The sequence below is a fragment of the Pseudomonas paraversuta genome (genome assembly GCF_904063065.1).
Classification (GTDB): domain Bacteria; phylum Pseudomonadota; class Gammaproteobacteria; order Pseudomonadales; family Pseudomonadaceae; genus Aquipseudomonas; species Aquipseudomonas paraversuta.
Genome location: NZ_CAJFCL010000008.1, coordinates 198,298 through 219,319 on the forward strand (window position 1 = coordinate 198,298; position 21,022 = coordinate 219,319).

Here is a 21,022-nt window from a genome sequence, read left to right on the forward strand (position 1 = left end):
GCGACGGCTAGATAACCTGCGGTACCTTCTGCTGCTCGCCCAAGGTCAAAAACTCCACCAGGTCTGCCAGCGGCAGCGGTTTGCTGATGAAGTAGCCCTGCACCTGATCGCAGCCAAACCCCCGCAGCAAGGACAATTGCTCAGGGGTTTCGACGCCTTCGGCAACCACTTCCAGTTTCAGGTTGTGGGCCAGGTTGATCATGGCATGCACCAGCTTGCGGTTTTCTTCGCGGTCTTCCATGCCGCCGACGAAACTCTTGTCGATTTTGAGCAGCGCAATCGGCAGGCTGTTGAGATGCACGAACGATGAAAAACCGGTGCCGAAGTCGTCCAGCGAGAAGCGCACCCCCAGCCTTCCCAAGGCATCCATTGTCTGTTTGACCAGGTCACTGCGGCGCATGACAGCCGTTTCGGTCAGCTCGAATTCCAGCCACTGGGCTTCAACTGCGCGCTCGGTGATCAAGCGGCTGAGGGTTGAAAGCAACTGACTGTCCTGGAATTGGCGGAACGACAGGTTGACCGCCATGTGCAGCGCCGGCAGGCCAAGCTCGCGCAGGGTCTGCATATCGCGCAGGGCCCGGGAAATGACCCAGTAACCCAGCGGCACGATCAGCCCGCTTTGCTCGGCCAGTGGCACGAACTCGTTGGGCGCGAGCAAGCCGCGCTCGGCATGGCGCCAGCGTACCAGTGCCTCGAGCCCGACGATCTTGCCCGTGCCCAGATCCAGGCGCGGCTGGTAATGCAGTTCAAGTTCGTCACGGCGCAAGGCCCGGCGCAGCTCGCTTTCAAGGTCGGCCAGGCTTCTGGCATTGCGATTGATGCGTTCGTCGAACACATGAAAGGTGCAGCCCTGGGTGCTTTTGGCCTGCTGCATGGCAATGTGTGCGTGCCACATCAATGGGTCGGCCCCGGCGCTGGCCCGTGCATGGGCAATGCCAAGGCTGCAGCCGATCAGCAGGCTTTCACCGTCGATCCAGTAGGGCTCGGCCATGACTTCGGTGATGCGCTCGGCGATCCATTCGGCGCGCTCGGGGGCACGGCGGGTATCGATCAGCAGGGCGAATTCATCACTGCCCAGCCTGGCAAGCTGATCGCCGGCCTCGAGCTGGCTTTTGAGACGTGCGACTACTTGCAGGATCAGGCGGTCTCCCGCCTGATGCCCGAGGGCGTCGTTGGCGTGACGGAAATTGTCCAGGTCAAGGTGCCCGAGGGCGATGCCACGCCCGTCGCTTTCGGCCAAACGCACGGCCAGCAGGGTCTGGAAGCCCTGGCGGTTGGCAATGCCGGTCAGCGGGTCTTCTTCGGCCAGGCGCTGCAAGGTGTGTTCAAGCACTCCGCGCTCGCGCACATGGCGCAAACAGCGGCGCAGGACATCGGTGTTCAGGCTGGTACTGATTAACCAGTCGCTGACCCCCTGGGGAGGATCCACGGGTTCGCTGTCGAGCAACAGAACCGTGGGCATGCGACAGCGTCCCGGGGCGGGTTGCAGCGCCGGGGTGGTCAGAAGCAGTGCATTTCGATCGTGCTCGAACAGGTAGCTGACAGATTCCCAGTCCGGTGCGCACATCAGTACGACCTTGCTTCCCATGGGCGCCAGGCACTCGCGCACTAACGCTGCCCAAGATGGCTCTTCGGCCAGTAGCAGTAAACGCAAGGGTTCAACATGCTTGGACAAGCTAGCTCCCTAGACTCTGCATAATTCAGGCGATGGGCATTATGACGCGCCAATACTTAATGGTAAATGACACCGATTATCAATTACGCGCGGTCGGTGTATACCAAACGGTAGACTAAAACCCCCCGGTATCCTGCGGCAAACTAACAAAAGCGGCAAATTTAGATAGAGTGCCACGTCACACCGTCGCACGGAGGCAGCAATATCTGCTCAGCCTGTTAAAATGCCTGCCCTTTTTGCACACGACCCCTATTTTCGTCATGTCCCGACTCAATCCCCGGCAGCAAGAAGCCGTGAACTACGTCGGCGGCCCTCTTTTGGTGCTCGCCGGCGCAGGCTCCGGCAAAACCAGCGTGATTACCCGCAAAATCGCGCACCTGATTCAGAACTGCGGCATTCGTGCCCAGTACATCGTCGCCATGACGTTTACCAACAAAGCGGCGCGCGAGATGAAGGAGCGGGTGGGCACCCTGCTCAAGAAGGGCGAGGGTCGTGGCCTGACGGTGTGTACCTTCCACAATCTGGGGCTTAACATCATCCGCAAGGAGCATGCGCGGCTGGGCTACAAGCCCGGGTTCTCGATCTTTGACGAGGCCGACGTCAAAGCGCTGATGACCGATATCATGCAAAAGGAATACTCGGGCGACGACGGGGTCGACGAGATCAAGAATATGATCGGCTCGTGGAAAAACGATCTGATTCTGCCGCCCCAGGCCCTGGAAAACGCGCGCAATCCCAAGGAACAGACGGCGGCCATTGTCTACACCCACTACCAGCGCACGCTTAAAGCCTACAACGCGGTGGACTTTGACGATCTGATTCTGCTGCCGGTGAAGCTCTTCGAAGAGCACACCGACATTCGCGAAAAGTGGCAGAACAAGGTCCGCTACCTGCTGGTGGACGAGTATCAGGACACCAACGCCAGCCAGTATTTGCTGGTGAAATACCTGATCGGTACACGCAATCAGTTCACCGTTGTGGGCGACGATGACCAGTCGATCTATGCCTGGCGCGGTGCCCGCCCGGAAAACCTGATGTTGCTCAAGGACGACTATCCGTCCCTGAAAGTGGTGATGCTGGAGCAAAACTATCGCTCCACCAGCCGCATTCTGCGCTGCGCCAACGTGCTGATCTCCAACAACCCCCACGCGTTCGAGAAGCAACTGTGGAGTGAGATGGGCCACGGCGACGAAGTCCGGGTCATCCGCTGCCGCAACGAAGATGCCGAAGCCGAGCGCGTGGCTGTTGAAATCCTGACCCTGCACTTGCGCACCGATCGGCCTTACAGTGACTTTGCGATCCTGTATCGCGGCAACTATCAGGCAAAGCTGATCGAATTGAAGCTGCAACACCATCAGATCCCGTACCGCTTGTCGGGCGGAAACAGCTTCTTCGGGCGTCAGGAAGTGAAAGATCTGATGGCCTACTTTCGACTGATCGTGAACCCGGACGACGACAACGCCTTCCTGCGGGTGATCAACGTCCCGCGTCGCGAAATCGGTTCTACCACCCTCGAGAAGCTGGGCAACTACGCCACCGAGCGAAAAATCTCGATGTATGCGGCCACTGACGAGATAGGTCTGGGTGAGCATCTGGACCCCCGCTTTACCGACCGTCTGGCGCGGTTCAAGCGCTTTATGGACCGTGTGCGCGAGCAATGCTCGGGCGAAGATCCGATCGCGGCGCTGCGCAGCATGATCATGGACATCGACTACGAGAACTGGCTGCGCACCAACAGTTCCAGCGAAAAGGCTGCTGACTATCGTATGTCCAACGTCTGGTTCCTGGTCGAGGCGTTGAAAAACACCCTCGAAAAAGACGAAGACGGTGCCATGACGATCGAGGAAGCCATCGGCAAGCTGGTGTTGCGCGACATGCTCGAACGCCAGCAAGAAGAGGAAGATGGCGCCGAGGGCGTGCAAATGATGACGTTGCACGCCTCCAAAGGTCTGGAATTTCCCTACGTGTTCATCATGGGCATGGAAGAAGAGATCCTGCCGCACCGCTCCAGTATCGAAGCCGACACCATCGAAGAAGAGCGCCGGCTGGCCTATGTGGGCATTACCCGTGCACGTGAGACCCTGGCATTTACCTTTGCAGCGAAGCGCAAGCAGTACGGCGAAATCATCGATTGCGCACCGAGCCGCTTCCTGGATGAGTTGCCCCCGGACGATCTGGCCTGGGAAGGTAACGATGACACCCCCACCGAAGTGAAAGCGGTTCGCGGAAATACGGCATTGGCCGATATACGCGCCATGCTAAAACGCTAAAATTGACTATTTTTTACTCTACCTTCAGCGCATAAGCGCTATTTGAGGACGTTACGTTGGAAGCACTGCACAAGAAAATTCGCGAAGAAGGCATCGTGCTTTCCGATCAGGTTTTGAAGGTCGACGCCTTTTTGAACCATCAGATTGATCCGTACCTGATGAAGCAGATTGGCGATGAATTCGCGCGTTTGTTCAAGGATGCGGGCATCACCAAGATCGTTACCATCGAAGCATCGGGCATCGCCCCGGCGGTGATGACGGGCCTGAACCTGGGTGTACCGGTGATTTTCGCGCGTAAGCACCAGTCCCTGACCCTGACTGAAAACCTGCTGTCGGCCACGGTGTATTCGTTCACCAAGCAAACCGAAAGCACTGTGGCGATCTCTCCGCGTCACCTGACCAGCACCGATCGCGTGCTGGTGATCGACGATTTCCTGGCCAACGGCAAAGCTTCCCAGGCGCTGATTTCGATTATCAAGCAAGCGGGCGCAACGGTTGCCGGTCTGGGTATCGTGATCGAGAAGTCGTTCCAGGGCGGTCGTGCTGAACTGGACGCGCAGGGTTATCGCGTTGAATCGTTGGCACGGGTTAAATCCCTGGCTGACGGTAAAGTGACCTTTATCGACTGATACCGCTGCCCTCCCTGCAGGAGCACGCTCCTGCAGGTGACAGGTGTCAGATGCCGGTCTTTGCGGTTGCCTGCAAACCTGCCAGCAGCAGGCGCTGATACAGCTCTTCGCGCAGACCCTCGGGCTTTTCAAGCCCCATGCGCGAGAGGTGTTCGGGGAATGCTTGCGCTGCAGGTGCGTCCAGCGTGGCTTTGCCCAGTTCATAGATCTGCGTGAGTTTGAATTTGCTCTTGAGCCAGTTCAACGCCCGCAGCAGGTCTTGCTCCTGGGTGCTGAAATCGCTGCCCAGCGGGTACTCCGGGAATAAATGCGGGTGGCGCGCGGCAATCGATTGCAGGCGCTGCGGACTGTTGTCGGCAAATCGCGGATCGAGGCAAAAGTCCTTGGGCAATTTGCCGATTTGCTGTGCCTGTTCGATCAGTTCGGTCTGGAAGCGTGAATCGGTGATGGACAGCATCGCCTCGATCACATGACGATCGGTCTTGCCGCGCAGATCTGCGATGCCGTATTCGGTTATCACGATGTCGCGCAAATGCCGGGGAATGGTGCAGTGGCCATATTCCCAGACGATGTTGGAACTCACATCGCCTCCCGACTCGCGCCAGCTGCGCAGGATGATCACCGAGCGCGCGTCATGCAGCGCATGGCCCTGGGCCACAAAGTTGTATTGGCCGCCGACCCCGCTGAGTACGCGGCCGTCTTCCAGTTGATCGGCGACGGCGGCCCCGAGCAAGGTGGCGGTGAACGCGCTGTTCACAAAACGCGCATCGCGCCGCTGCAAGCGCTTCAGGTCTTCCTGGCCATACAGTTCGTTGATGTAGCTGATGGCGGTCATGTTGAATTCACTGCGCCTGCTCAGTGGCAACTCCCTCAGGCGCTGGTAAAAGCTGGCCGGACCAAGGATGAAGCCGCCGTGTACGCTGATGCCATCGCGGTGCAGGCTTTCGTCCAGGGTGCCGGCATTGGCCTGCGTCTGACGCTCGATATCCGGGTACACCTTGCGCCGCACAATACCTGCGTCCGCCAACACCATCAGCCCGTGCACAAACATCTCGCTACAGCCATACAGGCCCCGGGCGAACGGTTCGACCCCGCCTTCGCGTTCAATCAGCGAGCGCCATGGGGTTATATCGATATCGCCGAGCAAGGCCCGGTAGCCGTCATTATCGCCCTGACGCGCGAGCAACGCGGCGCTCAGCGCATCGCCCATCGAACCAATGCCAATCTGTAGCGTGCCGCCATCACGCACCAGAGTGCTGGCGTGCAGGCCGATAAAATGGTCTTGCTGGCTCACCGGCATATTGGGGGTAGAAAACAGCGTGGTGTGCTCATCCTCGTCGATCAGCAGGTCAAAATCTTCGATGTCGAGCTCAGAGTCCCCGGGCATGTAGGGCAAGTCGCTGTGCACGTGGCCCAGTATCAGAATGGTTTCGCCCGCGGCCCGGCGTCTGGCGATCATGGGCAGTAAATCGAGGGTGACATCGGGGTTGCAGCTCAGGCTCAGGCGCGTGGCATCCTGGGGATCACGGGCGACCATCTGCGCCACCAGATTCAAGCCGTTGGCGTTGATATCGCGGGCGGCATGGCTGTAGTTGCTGCTGACGTAATCCTGTTGCGCCGCCGGGCTATTGAGCAGGCTGCCCGGCTGCATAAAGAACTGCTCGACGTGAATGTTGCCCGGCATGCTGTTGCGATGCAGGTCGGCGAGGTAATCCAGTTCGATATAGTCGCCAAACACCCGCTCCACAAAGGGCTCGAGAAAGCGGCGCTGCAAACCGTCACCCAGGGGCGGGCGACCAAGGCTCAAGGCGGTGTAAATCGTCAGCCGGCGCTCGGGCAGCAACTTGATGCGCCGATATAGCGCGTTAACGAACCGGTTGGCCTTGCCCAGACCCAGCGGCAAGCCGAGGTGAATATGCATCGGCAAACGTGCGAGCACATCATCGACTGCGCGCTCGATCGAACAGGACTGCACCATCTGACCCTCCAAGACCATCCGTGTATAGAGATGTGACAGAGAGTGACCGGTCTTGGTTGCAAAGAGCAAGGAGGATCAAGGGCGTGCCGGAGCAAATTTCAGGCACAAAAAAGCCGCCCATCAGCGGCTTTTCTGGTGAAGATCGGCTTACTTCAAGCCGGACATCTTCTCGATGGCGCCTTTCAGTTCTTCATCGGTACAGGTCATGCACGTGCCTTTTGGCGGCATGGCGTTGATCCCGGTGATGGCCTTGGCCAGGATGCCATCGAGGCCGCCCTGGTGATCGGCACGTTCTTTCCAGGCTGCGGTGTCACCGATTTTCGGTGCGCCCAGCAAGCCTGTGCCGTGGCACGCGTTGCAATGCTTGGCAATGATGTCGTCCGGGCTTTGAGCACCGCCGCCACCAGCTGAAGCGACGACATCCATGCCTTTACATTCTTCGCCCTGAACACAGACTTTGCCTACAGGCTCGAGACGTTTTGCAATGTCATCGTTTGTTGCCGCTTGAGCGTTGACTGCCCAAAGGGCCAATACAGTTGCTGGTACGGCCAGCATTTTCATAATTAGGTTCACGCGTACACCCTCAATGGTGGCTATTCACGCCCACAACCACGGTTTCGCGGGCGGCAAAAGTATAACGGTTAGCCCGCCACTCTGAAACAACCCTAAAGACAAAGGGGGAATAGAGATGGCGAAATGCAGCTGCGGATGCCTCTGCCCATAAGCAGGGCGCCTCTTTTCTTAGAAATTCGCCGGGGTGGCTGCGCTGATTAGTCGCGCTGCGACATCGAACGGATTGCGAAAACGGTGCGGCTTGGAGCTTTCGAAATAGTAGCTGTCGCCGGCTTCGAGCACGAAGGTCTCAAGACCTACGGTCAACTCCAGACGGCCTTCCACCAGGATTCCGGTTTCTTCGCCTTCGTGGGTCAGCATTTCGTCCCCGGTATCGGCGCCCGGTGGATAGATTTCGTTAAGAAATGCGATGGCCCGACTCGGATGCGCCTTGCCGACCAGTTTCATGGTCACGGCACCATCTGAAATGTCGATCAATTCATTGGCTTTGTAGACAATTTGCGTCGGTTTTTCCTGAAGGATCTCTTCGGAAAAAAATTCGACCATGGACATTGGAATGCCACTCAGCACTTTTCTCAGGGAGCTTATTGAAGGGCTCACGCTGTTTTTTTCGATCATCGAAATAGTGCTGTTAGTGACGCCCGCACGCTTGGCGAGTTCACGCTGTGACAGGCCTTTAAGTTTGCGGATGGATTGCAGTCGTTCACCGACGTCCAATGCGGGAGCCTCCTAGGGGTCAGGTTCAGGTCGAGAAGCCGCCATCATGGCGATAGCGTTCAGTATTTACAACACTTCGACTTCAAACCTGTACACCCATTTTGCTCCGCACATTGGATACAACTCATCAGTTCCCGGAATAGAGGCGCGGGGCTCGTTTCAGGTTGCAAAAAATCTGGTAAGGAATGGTGTCAGCCTTGGCCGCCACCTCACTGGCGAGGATGGTTTTGCCCCACAACTCGACGGGTGAACCGAGGCCGGCTTGCGGCACATCCGTGAGATCAATGCACAGCATGTCCATCGACACCCGCCCCAGCAGCTGGCTGCGTACACCGGCCACCAGTACCGGGGTGCCGGTGGGCGCCTGACGCGGGTAGCCATCGGCATAACCCATGGCCACTACGCCGACGCGCATTGGTCGGGTGGTGATGAATCTGGCGCCGTAGCCCACCGGCTCGCCTGCCGGCAATTCGCGTACGCAAATGACTCTGGATTCCAGGCTCATCACTGGCTGCAGGCGGGAAGCTTGAGCCTGCGGCTCTTCAAACGGGGTTGCCCCGTACAGCATGAGCCCCGGACGGACCCAGTCACTCGGGGTGGTTGGCCAGCCAAGGATCGACGGCGAGTTGCGCAAGCTGACTTCGGCAGACAAGTCCGCACGGGCCGCCTGAAACACCGCCAGCTGTTCTTCACTGCGGCTGCAGTCCAGTTCATCGGCGCGGGCGAAGTGGCTCATGAGTACGATTTTTGCCACTTTGCCGCTGGCCTGCAGGCGCTGGTAGGCGGCTTTGTAATCATGCGGGTGCAAGCCGACGCGGTGCATGCCGCTGTCGAGTTTTAACCACACCTGAATCGGTCTGGCGAGGCGGGCCTGCTCGATCGCGTCGAGCTGCCACAGCGAATGCACCACGCACCAGAAGTCGTGCTCGACGATCAGCGGCAGTTCATCTGCTTCAAAAAAACCTTCAAGCAGCAGAATAGGGGCGCGAATGCCGGCAGCGCGCAGTTCCAGAGCTTCTTCGATACAGGCAACAGCAAAGCCGTCGGCTTCAGCCTCCAGGGCCTGGGCGCAACGAACGGCGCCATGGCCGTAGGCGTCGGCCTTGATCACGGCGAGGGCTTTGGCCCCCGTCACTTCACGGGCCAGTTGGTAGTTATGACGCAGGGCTTGAAGGTCGATCAGGGCACGGGCTGGGCGCATGGCGGCGGGCTTCTAACGGCTGTTGAATAAAAAACCGGCGCCAACCCGTGGCTTGACCACGGTGGCACCGGAAGAGGGACAGTTATGACATCAAGGGTGTTATGGCAGTGCCGCGATAACCGACAGTTCCACCAGAATTTCCGGTTCGCACAGCTTGGCTTCGACCGTTGCGCGTGCAGGCTGTACGCCTTTAGGCAGCCACTCGTCCCAGACACTGTTCATGCCGGCAAAGTCGGCATCGATGTTCTTGAGGTAGATGGTGACCGACAGGATGTGGCTTTTGTCGGTGCCCGCCAGGTCCAGCAGGTGCTCGATATTTTTCAGGGTTTCGCGGGTTTGTTGCTCGACCCCGGCATACATGTCATTGCCGACTTGCCCTGACAGGTAAACAGTGCCGTTGTGAGCCACGATCTGGCTCATGCGTTCATTGGTGAGCTGGCGCTGGATTGCCATGTTTTGCAGTCTCCTGGTGGTTTCCGTAACGGGAAATATCAAGGCCTTCGGCGCTGATCTGTGGCGTCTTTTTGGCCATCACGTCAGCGAGGAAGCGGCCGGAGCCGCAGGCCATGGTCCAGCCGAGTGTGCCATGACCGGTGTTCAGGAACAGGTTTTTAAATGGCGTCGGGCCCACGATCGGCGTGCCGTCCGGAGTGGTCGGGCGCAGGCCGGTCCAGAAACTTGCCTGGCTCAAATCACCGCCCCGAGGATAAAGATCATTGACGATCATCTCCAGGGTTTCACGCCGACGTGGATTGAGCGACAGGTCAAAACCGGCTATCTCGGCCATGCCGCCGACACGGATACGGTTGTCGAAACGGGTGATGGCGACTTTGTAGGTCTCATCCAGAATGGTCGAGGTTGGGGCCATGGCCGGATCGGTGATCGGGATGGTCAGCGAGTAGCCTTTGAGCGGGTAAACCGGGGCCTTGATGCCCAGTGGCTTGAGCATTTGCGGTGAGTAGCTGCCCAGGGCCAGTACGTAGCGGTCAGCGGTTTCGAGCTTGCCGTCGATCATTACGCCATTGATGCGATCGCCCGCGAAGTCCAGGTGCTGGATATCCTGACCGAAGCGGAATTCGACACCCAGGTTTTTAGCCATTTCAGCCAAGCGGGTGGTGAACATCTGACAGTCACCTGTCTGGTCATTCGGCAGGCGCAGGGCGCCGGCCAGAATGTCAGTGACACCGGCCAGTGCCGGCTCAACCCGGGCGATACCCGCACGGTCGAGCAGCTCGTAAGGCACCCCGGACTCCTTGAGTACGGCGATATCTTTGGCTGCGCCGTCCAGTTGGGCCTGGGTGCGGAACAATTGAGTGGTACCGAGGTTGCGAGCCTCGTAGGCAATACCGGTTTCGGCGCGCAGTTCATCGAGGCAGTCGCGGCTGTACTCGGACAAACGCACCATGCGCTCCTTGTTCACGGCATAGCGGCTGGCGGTGCAGTTGCGCAGCATCTGCGCCATCCACAGGTACTGGTCGATATTGGTGGTGGCCTTGATTGCCAGGGGCGCGTGGCGCTCGAGCAGCCATTTGATCGCCTTGAGCGGAACGCCCGGCGCGGCCCATGGCGATGCATAGCCCGGGGATACCTGGCCGGCGTTGGCAAAGCTGGTTTCCATCGCAACGGCTGGCTGACGGTCTACGACGACTACATCGAAACCGGCTCGGGCCAGATAATAGGCGCTGGCAGTACCAATAACGCCGCCACCCAATACCATAACTCGCATATTTATTTCCCTCATCGCGGCCAGCCGCAGACGTTTATTGTTCAAAGCGAAGATGAGCGCAGTATAAGAAGCATTTGCCAGTGGATTTCACTGTATAAAAAGCTATATTTGGCGACAATTCTCGGCCAAAACGCTTTTTACAAAGGAGATTCTCCTATGCGTACAAATCATCAGACAAAGCGTGAACTGGACAAGATCGATCGCAACATTTTGCGCATCCTGCAGGCCGATGGCCGGATCTCGTTTACCGAGCTTGGAGAGAAGGTAGGGTTGTCGACCACGCCCTGTACCGAGCGGGTACGCAGGCTGGAACGCGAAGGGATCATCATGGGCTACAACGCCCGGCTCAACCCCCAGCATTTGCAGGGCAGTTTGCTGGTGTTCGTCGAAATCAGCCTCGACTACAAGTCAGGCGATACTTTTGAAGAATTCCGCCGTGCAGTGCTGAAATTGCCCCACGTACTGGAGTGTCATCTGGTGTCGGGTGACTTCGACTATCTGGTCAAGGCGCGGATCAGCGAGATGGCCTCGTACCGCAAGCTGCTGGGCGATATCTTGCTCAAACTGCCCCACGTGCGTGAGTCCAAGAGCTATATCGTGATGGAAGAGGTGAAAGAGAGCCTGAATTTGCCGATCCCGGATTGACCCCGGGGCTCTGCAGGAGCGAGCTTGCTCCTGCAGGGGCAGGAAGGTTCTAGACCAGCACCTGGCGGGTACTGGCGATGTATTCATGCACCAGCTTCTCCGCCGAAGGATGGATCATTTCCACCGGGCGGCGGCCGTTAGGGCACGGCAAGGTCGGGGTGGTGCCAAACAGACGGCAGATCAGCGGGCGCTCTTCATACACAGTGCAGCCATTGGGGCCCAGGTGTACGCAGTTCAGCTCGTCCATGGCCGCCTCTTGTTCGGCAGCGGTCTTGCGTGGCAGGCGGGCCATTTCTTCAGATGAGGTGGTCACGGGCCCGCAGCAGTCATGGCAACCCGGAACGCATTCGAACGACGGGATCTGCTGCCTGAGAAAGCGGATTTTATGACTGTTACAGCTCATCTAAGGCTCACCGGATTTGAAAAGGCCGCAGAGTCTGCCCGAAAAGCCTCACTCTAGACAGGGCCGTCCGGCTGTTCTTGCCCCGCAGGAAGGGCCGGGCTTATGCTCCGTCAAATTTTTCTAACATGAATAATCAGGATTAATCACATGAGCGCCCCGGATCCGCGCAGCCAGCACACCGCTTCTTATTACGCCGCCAGCAGTCTGCCGCAGCCCGATCATCCGGTGCTGCAAGGTGAGCATGTGGCTGATGTGTGCGTGGTGGGCGGCGGCTTTTCCGGCCTGAACACGGCGCTGGAACTGGCCGAGCGCGGCATGAGCGTGATTGTGCTCGAAGCGCACAAGATCGGCTGGGGCGCCAGCGGGCGCAATGGCGGGCAACTGATTCGCGGCGTCGGCCACGGGCTTGAGCAGTTTGAAGGGATCATCGGCAAGGACGGTGTGCGGCAAATGAAGTTGATGGGCCTGGAGGCGGTGGAAATCGTGCGCCAGCGGGTCGAACGCTACAACATTGCCTGCGACCTGACCTGGGGTTATTGCGACCTGGCCAACAAGCCTCGCGACCTGGAAGGTTTTGCCGAAGAGGCCGAAGAATTGCGCGGTTTGGGTTATCGCCACCAGACCCGTTTGCTGCAAGCCAACGAAGTGCACAGTGTGGTGGGTTCGGACCGTTATGTCGGAGGCCTGGTCGACATGGGCTCGGGTCATTTGCACCCGCTTAACCTGGCGCTGGGTGAAGCCGCCGTCGCGGCGCAATTGGGCGTGAAGCTGTTCGAAAACAGCGCGGTAACCCGGATCGATTACGGCCCTGAAGTGCGTGTGCATACGGCTCAGGGATCGGTGCGGGCCAGGAGCCTTGTGCTGGGCTGCAATGCCTATCTCAAGGATCTCAACCCGCAACTCAGTGGCAAAGTACTGCCTGCGGGCAGTTACATCATTGCCACCGAGCCGTTGAGTGAAGCCCAGGCTCATGCTTTGTTGCCGCAGAACATGGCGGTATGCGATCAGCGTGTGGCGCTGGATTATTACCGGCTTTCGGCGGACCGGCGTTTGCTGTTCGGTGGTGCCTGCCATTACTCAGGCCGCGACCCGCAGGACATCGGCGCTTACATGCGGCCGAAAATGCTCGAAGTGTTCCCGCACCTGGCCAATGTAAAAATCGATTACCAGTGGGGCGGGATGATTGGTATTGGCGCCAACCGCTTGCCGCAGATCGGTCGTCTGCCGGATCAGCCCAACGTGTATTTCGCCCAGGCGTATTCAGGACATGGGGTGAACGCCACGCACCTGGCCGGCAAGCTGCTGGCCGAGGCCATCAGCGGCCAGCAAAGCCACGGTTTTGACCTGTTCGCCAAAGTCCCGCACATCACCTTTCCGGGCGGCAAGTACCTGCGTTCGCCGTTGCTGGCGCTGGGCATGTTGTGGCATCGGCTCAAAGAGCTGGGTTAACCCGCCCCCCTGCAGGCGCTCGCTGCTGCCAGTCAGGTCAAGAACGCCAGAACGGTTTGCAGCCTTCGCGCAGGGCCAGCTCCGGGCTCAAACCCACGTCCCGCAGCTGCTGTGCATCCAGCTGGAGCAAGGCCCGGCGGGTGCGTGAGCGGTGACAGAACAGGCCCCAGCGGCTTAAAGCGGCAGGTGAACTGACGACCTGAAAAGATTCGTGCTCAGCCTGTAATTGCGGGCCGTGTAACGTCAGACGCACATCGCTTAAACCATTCATTCGCCAGCTCCTTTTGACTCGGTTGCTATGAGTCAGCATGATGGCCTTGCGTCAAAAACCATGACAGATTCAGCAAACTGTTTTTATATGCATACAGATTCGTCTTTTTAGAGCCTGAATCCTCGGTTTATAGCCCATCTGTACCGGTCAATCTTTCGAGAGCACCGCCATGACCCTATACGTCAACCTCGCCGACCTGCTCGGTACGCGCATCGAACAGGGCTTTTATCGCCCCGGCGACCGCTTGCCTTCAGTGCGTGCATTAAGCGCCGAACATGGTGTGAGCCTGAGTACGGTGCAGCAGGCGTATCGGTTGCTGGAGGACAATGGCCTGGCTTCGCCGCGCCCCAAGTCCGGATACTTTGTACCGATGGAGCGCCAGTTGCCGGCCTTGCCGGGCATGGGCAAGCCCGCTCAGCGGCCGGTGGAAATTTCCCAGTGGGAGCAGGTGCTGGAACTGGTGCGCTCGGTGCCGCAAAAGGATGTGATTCAACTGGGGCGCGGCATGCCCGACGTTACTGTGCCGACCATCAAGCCGTTGTTGCGCAGCCTGGCGCAAATCAGTCGCCGCCTGGACTTGCCCGGCCTGTATTACGACAACGTCTACGGGGTGCTGGCCCTGCGCGAGCAACTGGCGCGCCTGCTGCTCGACTCGGGCTGTCAGTTGAGCCCCGACGAGATAGTGATCACCACTGGCTGCCATGAAGCGCTGTCATGCAGTATTCGGGCGGTGTGTGAGCCGGGAGATATTGTGGCGGTCGATTCGCCGAGCTTTCACGGCGCCATGCAAACCCTCAAAGGGTTGGGCATGAAGGCGCTGGAGATACCCACCGACCCGCTGACCGGCATCAGCCTGGATGCGCTGGAGCTGGCGCTGGAGCAGTGGCCGATCAAGGCAATCCAGATCACCCCCAGTTGCAACAATCCGCTGGGCTACATCATGCCCGAGGCGCGCAAACGGGCCTTGGTGACCCTGGCCCAGCGCTTTGACGTGGCCATTATCGAAGACGATGTCTACGGTGAGCTGGCCTACACCTACCCTCGCCCGCGGACCATCAAGTCGTTCGACGATGACGGTCGGGTGCTGCTGTGCAGCTCGTTCTCCAAGACCCTGGCCCCGGGCCTGCGGGTAGGCTGGGTCGCGCCGGGCCGTTATCTGGAGCGGGTGCTGCACATGAAGTACATCTCCACCGGCTCCACCGCGCCGCAGCCGCAGCTGGCGGTTGCCGACTTTTTGAAAAACGGTCATTTCGAGCCGCACCTGCGCAAAATGCGCACCCAATATCAGCGCAATCGCGATTTGATGCTGGGCTGGATCAGCCGCTACTTTCCGCCCGGTACCCGCGCCAGCCGGCCTCAGGGCAGTTTTATGCTGTGGCTTGAACTGCCCGAGGGGTTTGATAGCTTGCGCCTCAATCGCGCGCTGCTTGAGCAGGGGGTGCAGGTCGCGGTGGGCAGCATCTTTTCTGCCTCGGGCAAGTACCGTAATTGCTTGCGCATGAACTACGCTGCCAAGCCAACGCTGCAGATTGAAGAGGCCGTGCGCAAGGTCGGTGAAACGGCCAGCAAATTGTGGGCTCAGGCGGCCGGTCACGCGGACAGTTGAACGGGGCACCGTACGTTGAAATCACTCTGCATGTTGTTTTTCGCGCTGTTGCTGGGAGGTTGTAGCACCTTGGATGTACCTCGAGAGTCAAGTCAGGCTACCCCCGCGGTGGATTCATCCTTTGGCCGCTCGATCATGGCTCAGGCGGCGCCCTACCGGGGCCGCTCGGGGTTCCGTTTATTGCCCAACAGCGGCGAAGCGTTCCGGGCCCGGGCAGAGCTGATTCGCAATGCGCAGAGCAGTCTTGATCTGCAGTACTACATCGTCCACGACGGGCTGAGTACGCGGATGCTGGTTGATGAGCTGCTCAAGGCGGCAGATCGCGGGGTGAGGGTACGACTGCTGCTCGACGACACCGCCAGCGATGGCCTGGACGATATTCTGGCCACCCTGGCGGCCCATCCCAATATTCAGGTCCGCCTGTTCAATCCGCTGCAATTGGGACGTGGCACGGGGGTGACCCGGGCGATGGGCCGGCTATTCAATCTTTCGCGCCAGCACCGGCGCATGCACAACAAGCTGTGGCTGGCCGATAACAGTGCGGCGATTGTCGGCGGGCGGAATTTGGGCGATGAGTATTTCGATGCTCAGCCGGATCTGAATTTCACCGACATCGACCTGCTCGGAGTGGGGCCGGTGGCTGAGCAACTGGGGTACAGCTTCGATCAATACTGGAACAGTGCCCTGAGCCAGCCCATTGGTGATTTTGTTTCGGCACGGCTGTCCCGGTCGGAGCTGGCCAGGGCGCGGGAAAAACTCGAGGCGTCGCTCAAACTGGCACAACAACGCAACAACACGCTGTACCAGCAACTGGCTTCGTATGAAACCAGCCCGCAGCTGGATACCTGGCGCAAAGAGCTGATCTGGGCCTGGGGTCAGGCCTTGTGGGATGCACCGAGCAAGGTGCTGGCCAAGGACGAGCCGGATCCGCATTTGTTGCTGACCACGCAACTGGCGCCGGAACTGGCCGGGGTGAACAAAGAGCTGATTCTGGTCTCGGCCTACTTTGTGCCGGGTGAAACCGGGCTGGTGTACCTGACGGGCCGTGCGGATGCCGGGGTCGATGTACGTTTATTGACCAACTCCCTGGAAGCCACGGACGTGCCGGTGGTGCATGGCGGCTATGCCCCCTATCGCAAGGCGTTGCTGGAGCATGGGGTCAAGCTCTTTGAGCTGCGGCGCCAGCCCGGCAGCCACCCGGGCAGCGGTCCGCATCTGTTTAAACACGGGATGAGCAGCGATTCGAGCCTGCACAGCAAGGCGATGATTTTCGACGGGCAAAAATCCTTTATCGGCTCGTTCAATTTCGACCCGCGTTCGGGCTTGTGGAACACCGAGGTCGGGGTGCTGGTGGACAGCCCGCAGCTGGCGGACGAGGCGCGCAAGCTGGCGTTGCAGGGCATGTCGCCGGCCTTGAGCTACGAGCCGACCCTGGAGCAGGGCAAGATCGTCTGGGTAACCGAAGACAATGGCCGGTTACATGCGTTGAGCCACGAGCCGGGCAACTGGTGGCGCCGGCTGAACGCCTGGTTCAGCAAGAGCGTGGGGCTGGAGAAGATGTTGTAACCACCCAGGCCCCTCTGCAGGCGCATGTTTTATGCGGCTGTTTGCTCTGCGCCAAAGGCGCCCTGGCGCAACACCAGGATCACCAGCACCAAGGCTCCGGCGGCCATGAACAGCGGCAAGGCATGGCCGCTGATCCACTGGCTGCCAGCACCTGCGGCCAGCGGCCCGATCAGGCAGCCAATGCCCCATAGCTGTGCAATGTGGGCATTGGCACGTACCAGCGCGTCGTCACGGTAGCGCTCGCCGATCAGAATCAACGACAGGGTGAACAGGCCGCCTGCGCTGGCGCCGAAAATCACCCACAGCGGCCAGATCAACAGGGTATTGAGCAACAATGGCACCGCCAGGCTCGACAGCATCAGCAGCACCGCGCAACCGGTGAACAACGAACGCCGGGACAGGCGGTCGGCCAGCGCACCAATCGGCAGTTGCAGCAGGGCATCGCCCACCACCACGGTACTGACCATTGCCAGGGCGATGTCGGCGGTAAAGCCCTGACGCAGGCAATAGACCGGCAGCAGGGTCAGAATCATGGCTTCAAAGGCCGCAAATAACCCTACAGCCCAGGCGATGGCCGGCAAGCCTCGACAGAACTCCAGCAAGTCCTTGAAGGTCACGCTGTACGCTTCGGTGACGGGGGCGCCATCGCGGCCCATCAGCAGCAAGGGGGCCAGCGTCAGCAGAGCTACGCCGATCCAGAATCCGTAGTCCCCTTCAGAGCCAACCAGGCCCAATAGCAGGGGCCCGGAGAGTTGGCTCAAGGCGTAGGCCGAGCCATACAGTGCGACCAGGCGGCCGCGCCATTGTTCGACCACCAGTTGGTTGATCCAGCTTTCACCGAGAATAAAAATGATCGTGAGCACTACCCCGATCAGCAGTCGCAGCACCAGCCACACCGGGTAGCTGGGCAGTAACGCCAGCAGCCCGATGGACAGCGCGCCACACCACAAACACAGACGCATCAGGGCCGGCGTACCAAAGCGCGAGGCCAGTTTGCTGGCCAGGCTGGCGCCCACCAGCACGCCGATTGCCGGCATGGCTGCCATCACGCCAATTGCGAACCCGCCGTAACCCCAGCTTTCGAGCCGGAACGACACCAGCGGCATGCTCACGCCCAGCGCCAGGCCGACGCTGAGTACCGAGGCCAGTACGGCGAAGTAAGTCGCCCAACGCATCGCTGTGCTCCTGTGGATAACTGGAAATAAAGGTTTGAAACAAATGTGGGAGCGGCTGCTCGCGATGCTAGCACCGGGGTCCATAGCGCAGACCGGGTGCGATCATCGCGGGCAAGCCCGCTCCCACAGGGTGTTACCAGTGTTGTGTTACAGCTTGATCCAGGTGGATTTCAGCTCGGTGTATTTGTCGAATGCGTGCAGCGACTTGTCACGGCCGTTACCCGACTGTTTGAAGCCGCCAAACGGAGCGGTCATGTCGCCGCCATCGTATTGGTTGACCCATACGCTACCGGCGCGCAGGGCTTTGGCAGTCAGGTGAGCCTTGGAGATATCGGCTGTCCAGACTGCAGCCGCCAGGCCATATGGCGTGTCGTTGGCAATCTGGATCGCTTCTGCGGCGCTGTCGAAGGCGATAACCGACAAGACCGGGCCAAAAATTTCTTCCTGGGCGATTTTCATCGCGTTGCTCACACCGTCGAAAATGGTCGGCTCAACGTAGGTGCCACCGGTTTCCTGCAGGATTCGTTTGCCACCGGCAACCAGTTTGGCGCCTTCGCTGTGGCCGGCTTCGATGTACGACAGCACAGTGTTCATTTGCTGAGTGTCGACCAGGGCGCCCACGGTGGTGGCCGGGTCCAGCGGATTGCCCGGCTTCCAGTCCTTGAGCGCTTCGATCACCAGCGGCAGGAATTTGTCTTTGATGGAGCGCTCGACCAGCAGGCGCGAACCTGCGGTACAGACTTCGCCCTGGTTGAAGGCGATGGCGCTGGCAGCGGATTCGGCAGCGGCTTGCAGGTCGGGAGCATCGGCGAAGACGATGTTCGGGCTCTTGCCGCCGGCTTCGAGCCAGATGCGCTTCATGTTGGATTCGCCGGAATAGATCATCAACTGCTTGGCGATTTTGGTCGAACCGGTAAACACCAGGGTGTCGACGTCCATGTGCAAGGCCAGGGCTTTGCCGACAGTGTGGCCGTAACCTGGCAGGACGTTCAGGACGCCAGCCGGAATGCCGGCTTCAACGGCCAGTGCCGCAATGCGGATGGCTGTCAGTGGCGATTTTTCGGAGGGCTTGAGGATTACCGAGTTACCGGTCGACAGCGCCGGACCGAGCTTCCAGCAGGCCATCATCAACGGGAAGTTCCACGGCACGATGGCGGCGACTACGCCGACCGCTTCGCGGGTCACCAGACCCAACTGGTCGTGGGGGGTGGCGGCGACCTCGTCGTAAATCTTGTCGATGGCTTCACCGCTCCAGCTCAGCGCACCGGCTGCACCGGGGACGTCGATGTGCAGCGAGTCGCTGATAGGCTTGCCCATGTCCAGGGTTTCAAGCAGGGCCAGTTCTTCGGCGTTTTGCTTGAGCAGATCGGCAAAGCGGATCATGGCGGCTTTGCGCTTGGCCGGTGCCAGGCGCGACCAGACGCCCGACTCAAAGGTTTTGCGTGCCACTTCTACGGCGCGCTGGGCGTCAGCTGCATCGCAGCTGGCAACTTTGCCCAGCAAGCGGCCGTCGACCGGGCTGAGACACTCGAACGTTTCATTGGAGACCGCGTCGGTGTATTCACCGTTGATGTAGGCGCGACCTTCGATTTTCAGCTGTTTGGCCCGTTGTTCCCAATCAGCACGCGTCAGGGTGGTCATTCGAGTGTCCTCCTCTTATTAAGAATTGCAGCGCTCAGGCTTTGGCATGGCGCGTCATGGATGCTGTCCGATTCACTAAAGTGATCAGTACGAGACATCCGCCACCCTAAACCAGTGGCCCTGGAACTTTCAATATATTTGACACATGTGTCGCAAACGGCAAGGCTTGTTCGTTTTAATAAACATCAGCTTTTGTCTTTCTGACCACACACGCAGCAATTTCGGGGGTACAAAAATAATGAGCATTGCCACAATCGTCGACTTCAGCACTGCCAAAACCCAGGCTGACCGATTCAGTCCTGCGCCGGAAAAAGTGCTCAAGGGTAATCCGGAGCAAGTTGTCCACAACCATTACGACAGCCCTTGCGGGCAGATGAGCGCGGGGGTGTGGGAAGGTGCTGTGGGGCACTGGACGGTCAATTACACCGAGCATGAATATTGCGAAATTCTGCAGGGCGTTTCAGTTCTGCGTGACCAGGAAGGCAACGCCAAGACCCTGCGGGCCGGTGACCGCTTTGTCATCCCTGCCGGCTTCAGTGGCACGTGGGAAGTGCTGGAGCCATGTCGCAAAGTTTACGTCGTGTTTGAACACAAACCCTGAGCCGATAGATGGCGGCTGAGGATCGTGGCGCAGGAGGGGTAATGGTGACCATGAAACTGAGTCAGGCCGGGAAATGCAGGGAAGTGCCGGTCTCACGTTGAACCGTCAGCGCTGAGCAACAAAAAAGGCCCGTATCGTGAGATGCGGGCCTTTTTTGTAAGAAGTAAAACCAATTACTTGATTTTGGCTTCTTTGTAGATCACGTGCTTGCGAACCCGCGGATCGAATTTTTTGATTTCGATTTTGTCCGGAGTGGTGCGCTTGTTCTTATCTGTGGTGTAGAAATGGCCTGTACCAGCGCTCGACACCAAACGGATCAATTCACGCATGATTAGCTCCCTTAGATCTTGCCATCGCGGCGGATTTCGGCCAGCACGACAGTGATGCCACGCTTGTCGATGATGCGCATGCCTTTAGCAGATACGCGCAGACGAACAAAACGTTTCTCTTCTTCAACCCAGAAGCGGTGATGCTGCAGGTTCGGCAGGAAACGACGACGGGTTTTGTTATTTGCGTGGGAAATGTTATTCCCAGTCACCGGACCCTTACCGGTAACTTGACAGACTCTCGACATGCCTCAGCCCTCTAAAACCACATGCCCAACCCGGCATGGGTTGGCCGCTTAATCTCTCAGTCATGGCGCCAGGCGCCGCGTTTCTTTAAGGGTCTTACCGGCTACACCTACAAACGAAGGAACCGGGCCCCTAGAAAAGAGCGCTGCTTTATACCAGAAAGACTAAAGAGCAACAACACGAACTGTGGTTTGCTGTAATTAATTAAGTCGGCAGTCTAACGGCATTTCGCGCTAAAGCCTATGCCTGCTTGGGTTTTACCGCTCGTCGCGAGATGAAAGGTTTCAGTGCGAAAATTGCGCTTTATTGCAGTCGGCGACGGTC

General features: G+C 59.0%; 20 protein-coding genes. 7 read left to right on the plus strand and 13 right to left on the minus strand.

Annotation, left to right across the window (positions count from 1 at the left end; all coding sequences use genetic code 11):
- Positions 1-7: 7 nt before the first annotated feature.
- Entirely contained in the window at positions 8-1,675 is a 1,668-nt protein-coding gene (locus JQ845_RS17505) for a putative bifunctional diguanylate cyclase/phosphodiesterase (protein WP_003437857.1), read from the minus strand.
- A 260-nt stretch (positions 1,676-1,935) separates the two neighbouring features.
- On the opposite strand from JQ845_RS17505, the gene rep reads away from it, so the two are divergent.
- Together rep and JQ845_RS17515 are read left to right on the plus strand one after the other, a co-directional pair.
- Positions 1,936-3,945, plus strand: coding sequence for a DNA helicase Rep (rep, locus tag JQ845_RS17510; protein WP_127196640.1), 2,010 nt, complete (start codon positions 1,936-1,938; stop codon positions 3,943-3,945).
- A gap of 56 nt (positions 3,946-4,001) precedes the next feature.
- Entirely contained in the window at positions 4,002-4,574 is a 573-nt protein-coding gene (locus JQ845_RS17515; RefSeq protein WP_003437854.1) for a xanthine phosphoribosyltransferase, read from the plus strand.
- A gap of 46 nt (positions 4,575-4,620) precedes the next feature.
- Here JQ845_RS17515 and JQ845_RS17520 read toward each other — a convergent pair whose 3' ends face one another.
- The 6 genes from JQ845_RS17520 to dadA all read right to left on the minus strand — a co-directional run bounded on the left by JQ845_RS17520 (position 4,621) and on the right by dadA (position 10,769).
- Complete coding sequence (locus tag JQ845_RS17520) at positions 4,621-6,552, minus strand: acetyl-CoA hydrolase/transferase C-terminal domain-containing protein (protein ID WP_203009301.1); 1,932 nt, start codon at positions 6,550-6,552, stop codon at positions 4,621-4,623.
- Between the two features lie 147 nt (positions 6,553-6,699).
- Positions 6,700-7,113: a c-type cytochrome gene (locus tag JQ845_RS17525; RefSeq protein ID WP_127196668.1), complete on the minus strand. Its 414-nt coding sequence runs from the start codon at positions 7,111-7,113 to the stop codon at positions 6,700-6,702.
- Between the two features lie 180 nt (positions 7,114-7,293).
- Positions 7,294-7,842, minus strand: coding sequence for a cupin domain-containing protein (locus tag JQ845_RS17530; protein ID WP_003437848.1), 549 nt, complete (start codon positions 7,840-7,842; stop codon positions 7,294-7,296).
- Positions 7,843-7,969: 127 nt separating this feature from the next.
- The gene (gene alr / locus JQ845_RS17535; RefSeq protein WP_203009302.1) at positions 7,970-9,043 is read right to left on the minus strand and encodes an alanine racemase; all 1,074 of its coding nucleotides are present in this window, start codon (positions 9,041-9,043) and stop codon (positions 7,970-7,972) included.
- 99 nt (positions 9,044-9,142) lie between these two features.
- On the minus strand, positions 9,143-9,496 hold the full coding sequence (locus tag JQ845_RS17540; RefSeq protein ID WP_003437845.1) for a RidA family protein: 354 nt from the start codon (positions 9,494-9,496) through the stop codon (positions 9,143-9,145).
- Entirely contained in the window at positions 9,468-10,769 is a 1,302-nt protein-coding gene (dadA, locus tag JQ845_RS17545) for a D-amino acid dehydrogenase (RefSeq protein WP_003437843.1), read from the minus strand. The genes JQ845_RS17540 and dadA overlap by 29 nt, the downstream gene beginning before the upstream one ends.
- 156 nt (positions 10,770-10,925) lie before the next feature.
- Between dadA and JQ845_RS17550 the strand changes: the two genes are divergently transcribed.
- Positions 10,926-11,414, plus strand: coding sequence for an Lrp/AsnC ligand binding domain-containing protein (locus tag JQ845_RS17550; RefSeq protein ID WP_003437842.1), 489 nt, complete (start codon positions 10,926-10,928; stop codon positions 11,412-11,414).
- Between the two features lie 49 nt (positions 11,415-11,463).
- On the opposite strand, the gene JQ845_RS17555 is transcribed toward JQ845_RS17550, so the two are convergent.
- Positions 11,464-11,817: a YkgJ family cysteine cluster protein gene (locus tag JQ845_RS17555; protein WP_003437837.1), complete on the minus strand. Its 354-nt coding sequence runs from the start codon at positions 11,815-11,817 to the stop codon at positions 11,464-11,466.
- 147 nt (positions 11,818-11,964) lie between these two features.
- Between JQ845_RS17555 and JQ845_RS17560 the strand changes: the two genes are divergently transcribed.
- Entirely contained in the window at positions 11,965-13,266 is a 1,302-nt protein-coding gene (locus JQ845_RS17560) for an NAD(P)/FAD-dependent oxidoreductase (RefSeq protein WP_003437833.1), read from the plus strand.
- Between the two features lie 37 nt (positions 13,267-13,303).
- On the opposite strand, the gene JQ845_RS17565 is transcribed toward JQ845_RS17560, so the two are convergent.
- Positions 13,304-13,537: a DUF1127 domain-containing protein gene (locus tag JQ845_RS17565; RefSeq protein ID WP_003437832.1), complete on the minus strand. Its 234-nt coding sequence runs from the start codon at positions 13,535-13,537 to the stop codon at positions 13,304-13,306.
- A gap of 169 nt (positions 13,538-13,706) precedes the next feature.
- Between JQ845_RS17565 and JQ845_RS17570 the strand changes: the two genes are divergently transcribed.
- Together JQ845_RS17570 and JQ845_RS17575 are read left to right on the plus strand one after the other, a co-directional pair.
- Positions 13,707-15,143, plus strand: coding sequence for an aminotransferase-like domain-containing protein (locus JQ845_RS17570; RefSeq protein ID WP_003437829.1), 1,437 nt, complete (start codon positions 13,707-13,709; stop codon positions 15,141-15,143).
- Positions 15,144-15,173: 30 nt separating this feature from the next.
- On the plus strand, positions 15,174-16,709 hold the full coding sequence (locus tag JQ845_RS17575) for a phospholipase D family protein (protein WP_029612719.1): 1,536 nt from the start codon (positions 15,174-15,176) through the stop codon (positions 16,707-16,709).
- A gap of 29 nt (positions 16,710-16,738) precedes the next feature.
- On the opposite strand, the gene JQ845_RS17580 is transcribed toward JQ845_RS17575, so the two are convergent.
- Positions 16,739-17,884 carry an MFS transporter gene (locus JQ845_RS17580; RefSeq protein ID WP_010656754.1) on the minus strand — a complete coding sequence of 382 codons (1,146 nt, stop codon included), beginning with the start codon at positions 17,882-17,884 and terminating at the stop codon, positions 16,739-16,741.
- Between the two features lie 147 nt (positions 17,885-18,031).
- A complete protein-coding gene (locus JQ845_RS17585) occupies positions 18,032-19,525 on the minus strand; it encodes an aldehyde dehydrogenase (RefSeq protein ID WP_003437826.1) in 1,494 nt (497 codons plus the stop codon).
- Positions 19,526-19,763: 238 nt separating this feature from the next.
- Between JQ845_RS17585 and JQ845_RS17590 the strand changes: the two genes are divergently transcribed.
- Positions 19,764-20,126: a cupin domain-containing protein gene (locus JQ845_RS17590; protein WP_003437825.1), complete on the plus strand. Its 363-nt coding sequence runs from the start codon at positions 19,764-19,766 to the stop codon at positions 20,124-20,126.
- Between the two features lie 173 nt (positions 20,127-20,299).
- On the opposite strand, the gene rpmG is transcribed toward JQ845_RS17590, so the two are convergent.
- Both rpmG and rpmB read right to left on the minus strand, forming a co-directional pair.
- Complete coding sequence (rpmG, locus tag JQ845_RS17595) at positions 20,300-20,455, minus strand: 50S ribosomal protein L33 (RefSeq protein WP_003437824.1); 156 nt, start codon at positions 20,453-20,455, stop codon at positions 20,300-20,302.
- A gap of 11 nt (positions 20,456-20,466) precedes the next feature.
- Entirely contained in the window at positions 20,467-20,700 is a 234-nt protein-coding gene (gene rpmB / locus JQ845_RS17600) for a 50S ribosomal protein L28 (RefSeq protein WP_003437823.1), read from the minus strand.
- Positions 20,701-21,022: the final 322 nt, after the last annotated feature.

Excerpts from the sequence above, each read along its gene's own strand:
- JQ845_RS17580 (WP_010656754.1), bottom strand. The coding sequence starts at position 17,884 with ATGCGTTGGGCGACTTACTTCGCCGTACTGGCCTCGGTACTCAGCGTC.
- JQ845_RS17525 (WP_127196668.1), bottom strand. The coding sequence starts at position 7,113 with ATGAAAATGCTGGCCGTACCAGCAACTGTATTGGCCCTTTGGGCAGTC.
- JQ845_RS17585 (WP_003437826.1), bottom strand. The coding sequence starts at position 19,525 with ATGACCACCCTGACGCGTGCTGATTGGGAACAACGGGCCAAACAGCTG.
- dadA (WP_003437843.1), bottom strand. The coding sequence starts at position 10,769 with ATGCGAGTTATGGTATTGGGTGGCGGCGTTATTGGTACTGCCAGCGCC.
- JQ845_RS17560 (WP_003437833.1), top strand. The coding sequence starts at position 11,965 with ATGAGCGCCCCGGATCCGCGCAGCCAGCACACCGCTTCTTATTACGCC.
- JQ845_RS17555 (WP_003437837.1), bottom strand. The coding sequence starts at position 11,817 with ATGAGCTGTAACAGTCATAAAATCCGCTTTCTCAGGCAGCAGATCCCG.
- JQ845_RS17590 (WP_003437825.1), top strand. The coding sequence starts at position 19,764 with ATGAGCATTGCCACAATCGTCGACTTCAGCACTGCCAAAACCCAGGCT.
- JQ845_RS17540 (WP_003437845.1), bottom strand. The coding sequence starts at position 9,496 with ATGGCAATCCAGCGCCAGCTCACCAATGAACGCATGAGCCAGATCGTG.
- JQ845_RS17520 (WP_203009301.1), bottom strand. The coding sequence starts at position 6,552 with ATGGTGCAGTCCTGTTCGATCGAGCGCGCAGTCGATGATGTGCTCGCA.
- alr (WP_203009302.1), bottom strand. The coding sequence starts at position 9,043 with ATGCGCCCAGCCCGTGCCCTGATCGACCTTCAAGCCCTGCGTCATAAC.
- JQ845_RS17565 (WP_003437832.1), bottom strand. The coding sequence starts at position 13,537 with ATGAATGGTTTAAGCGATGTGCGTCTGACGTTACACGGCCCGCAATTA.
- rpmG (WP_003437824.1), bottom strand. The coding sequence starts at position 20,455 with ATGCGTGAATTGATCCGTTTGGTGTCGAGCGCTGGTACAGGCCATTTC.
- JQ845_RS17550 (WP_003437842.1), top strand. The coding sequence starts at position 10,926 with ATGCGTACAAATCATCAGACAAAGCGTGAACTGGACAAGATCGATCGC.
- JQ845_RS17575 (WP_029612719.1), top strand. The coding sequence starts at position 15,174 with ATGTTGTTTTTCGCGCTGTTGCTGGGAGGTTGTAGCACCTTGGATGTA.
- rpmB (WP_003437823.1), bottom strand. The coding sequence starts at position 20,700 with ATGTCGAGAGTCTGTCAAGTTACCGGTAAGGGTCCGGTGACTGGGAAT.
- rep (WP_127196640.1), top strand. The coding sequence starts at position 1,936 with ATGTCCCGACTCAATCCCCGGCAGCAAGAAGCCGTGAACTACGTCGGC.
- JQ845_RS17570 (WP_003437829.1), top strand. The coding sequence starts at position 13,707 with ATGACCCTATACGTCAACCTCGCCGACCTGCTCGGTACGCGCATCGAA.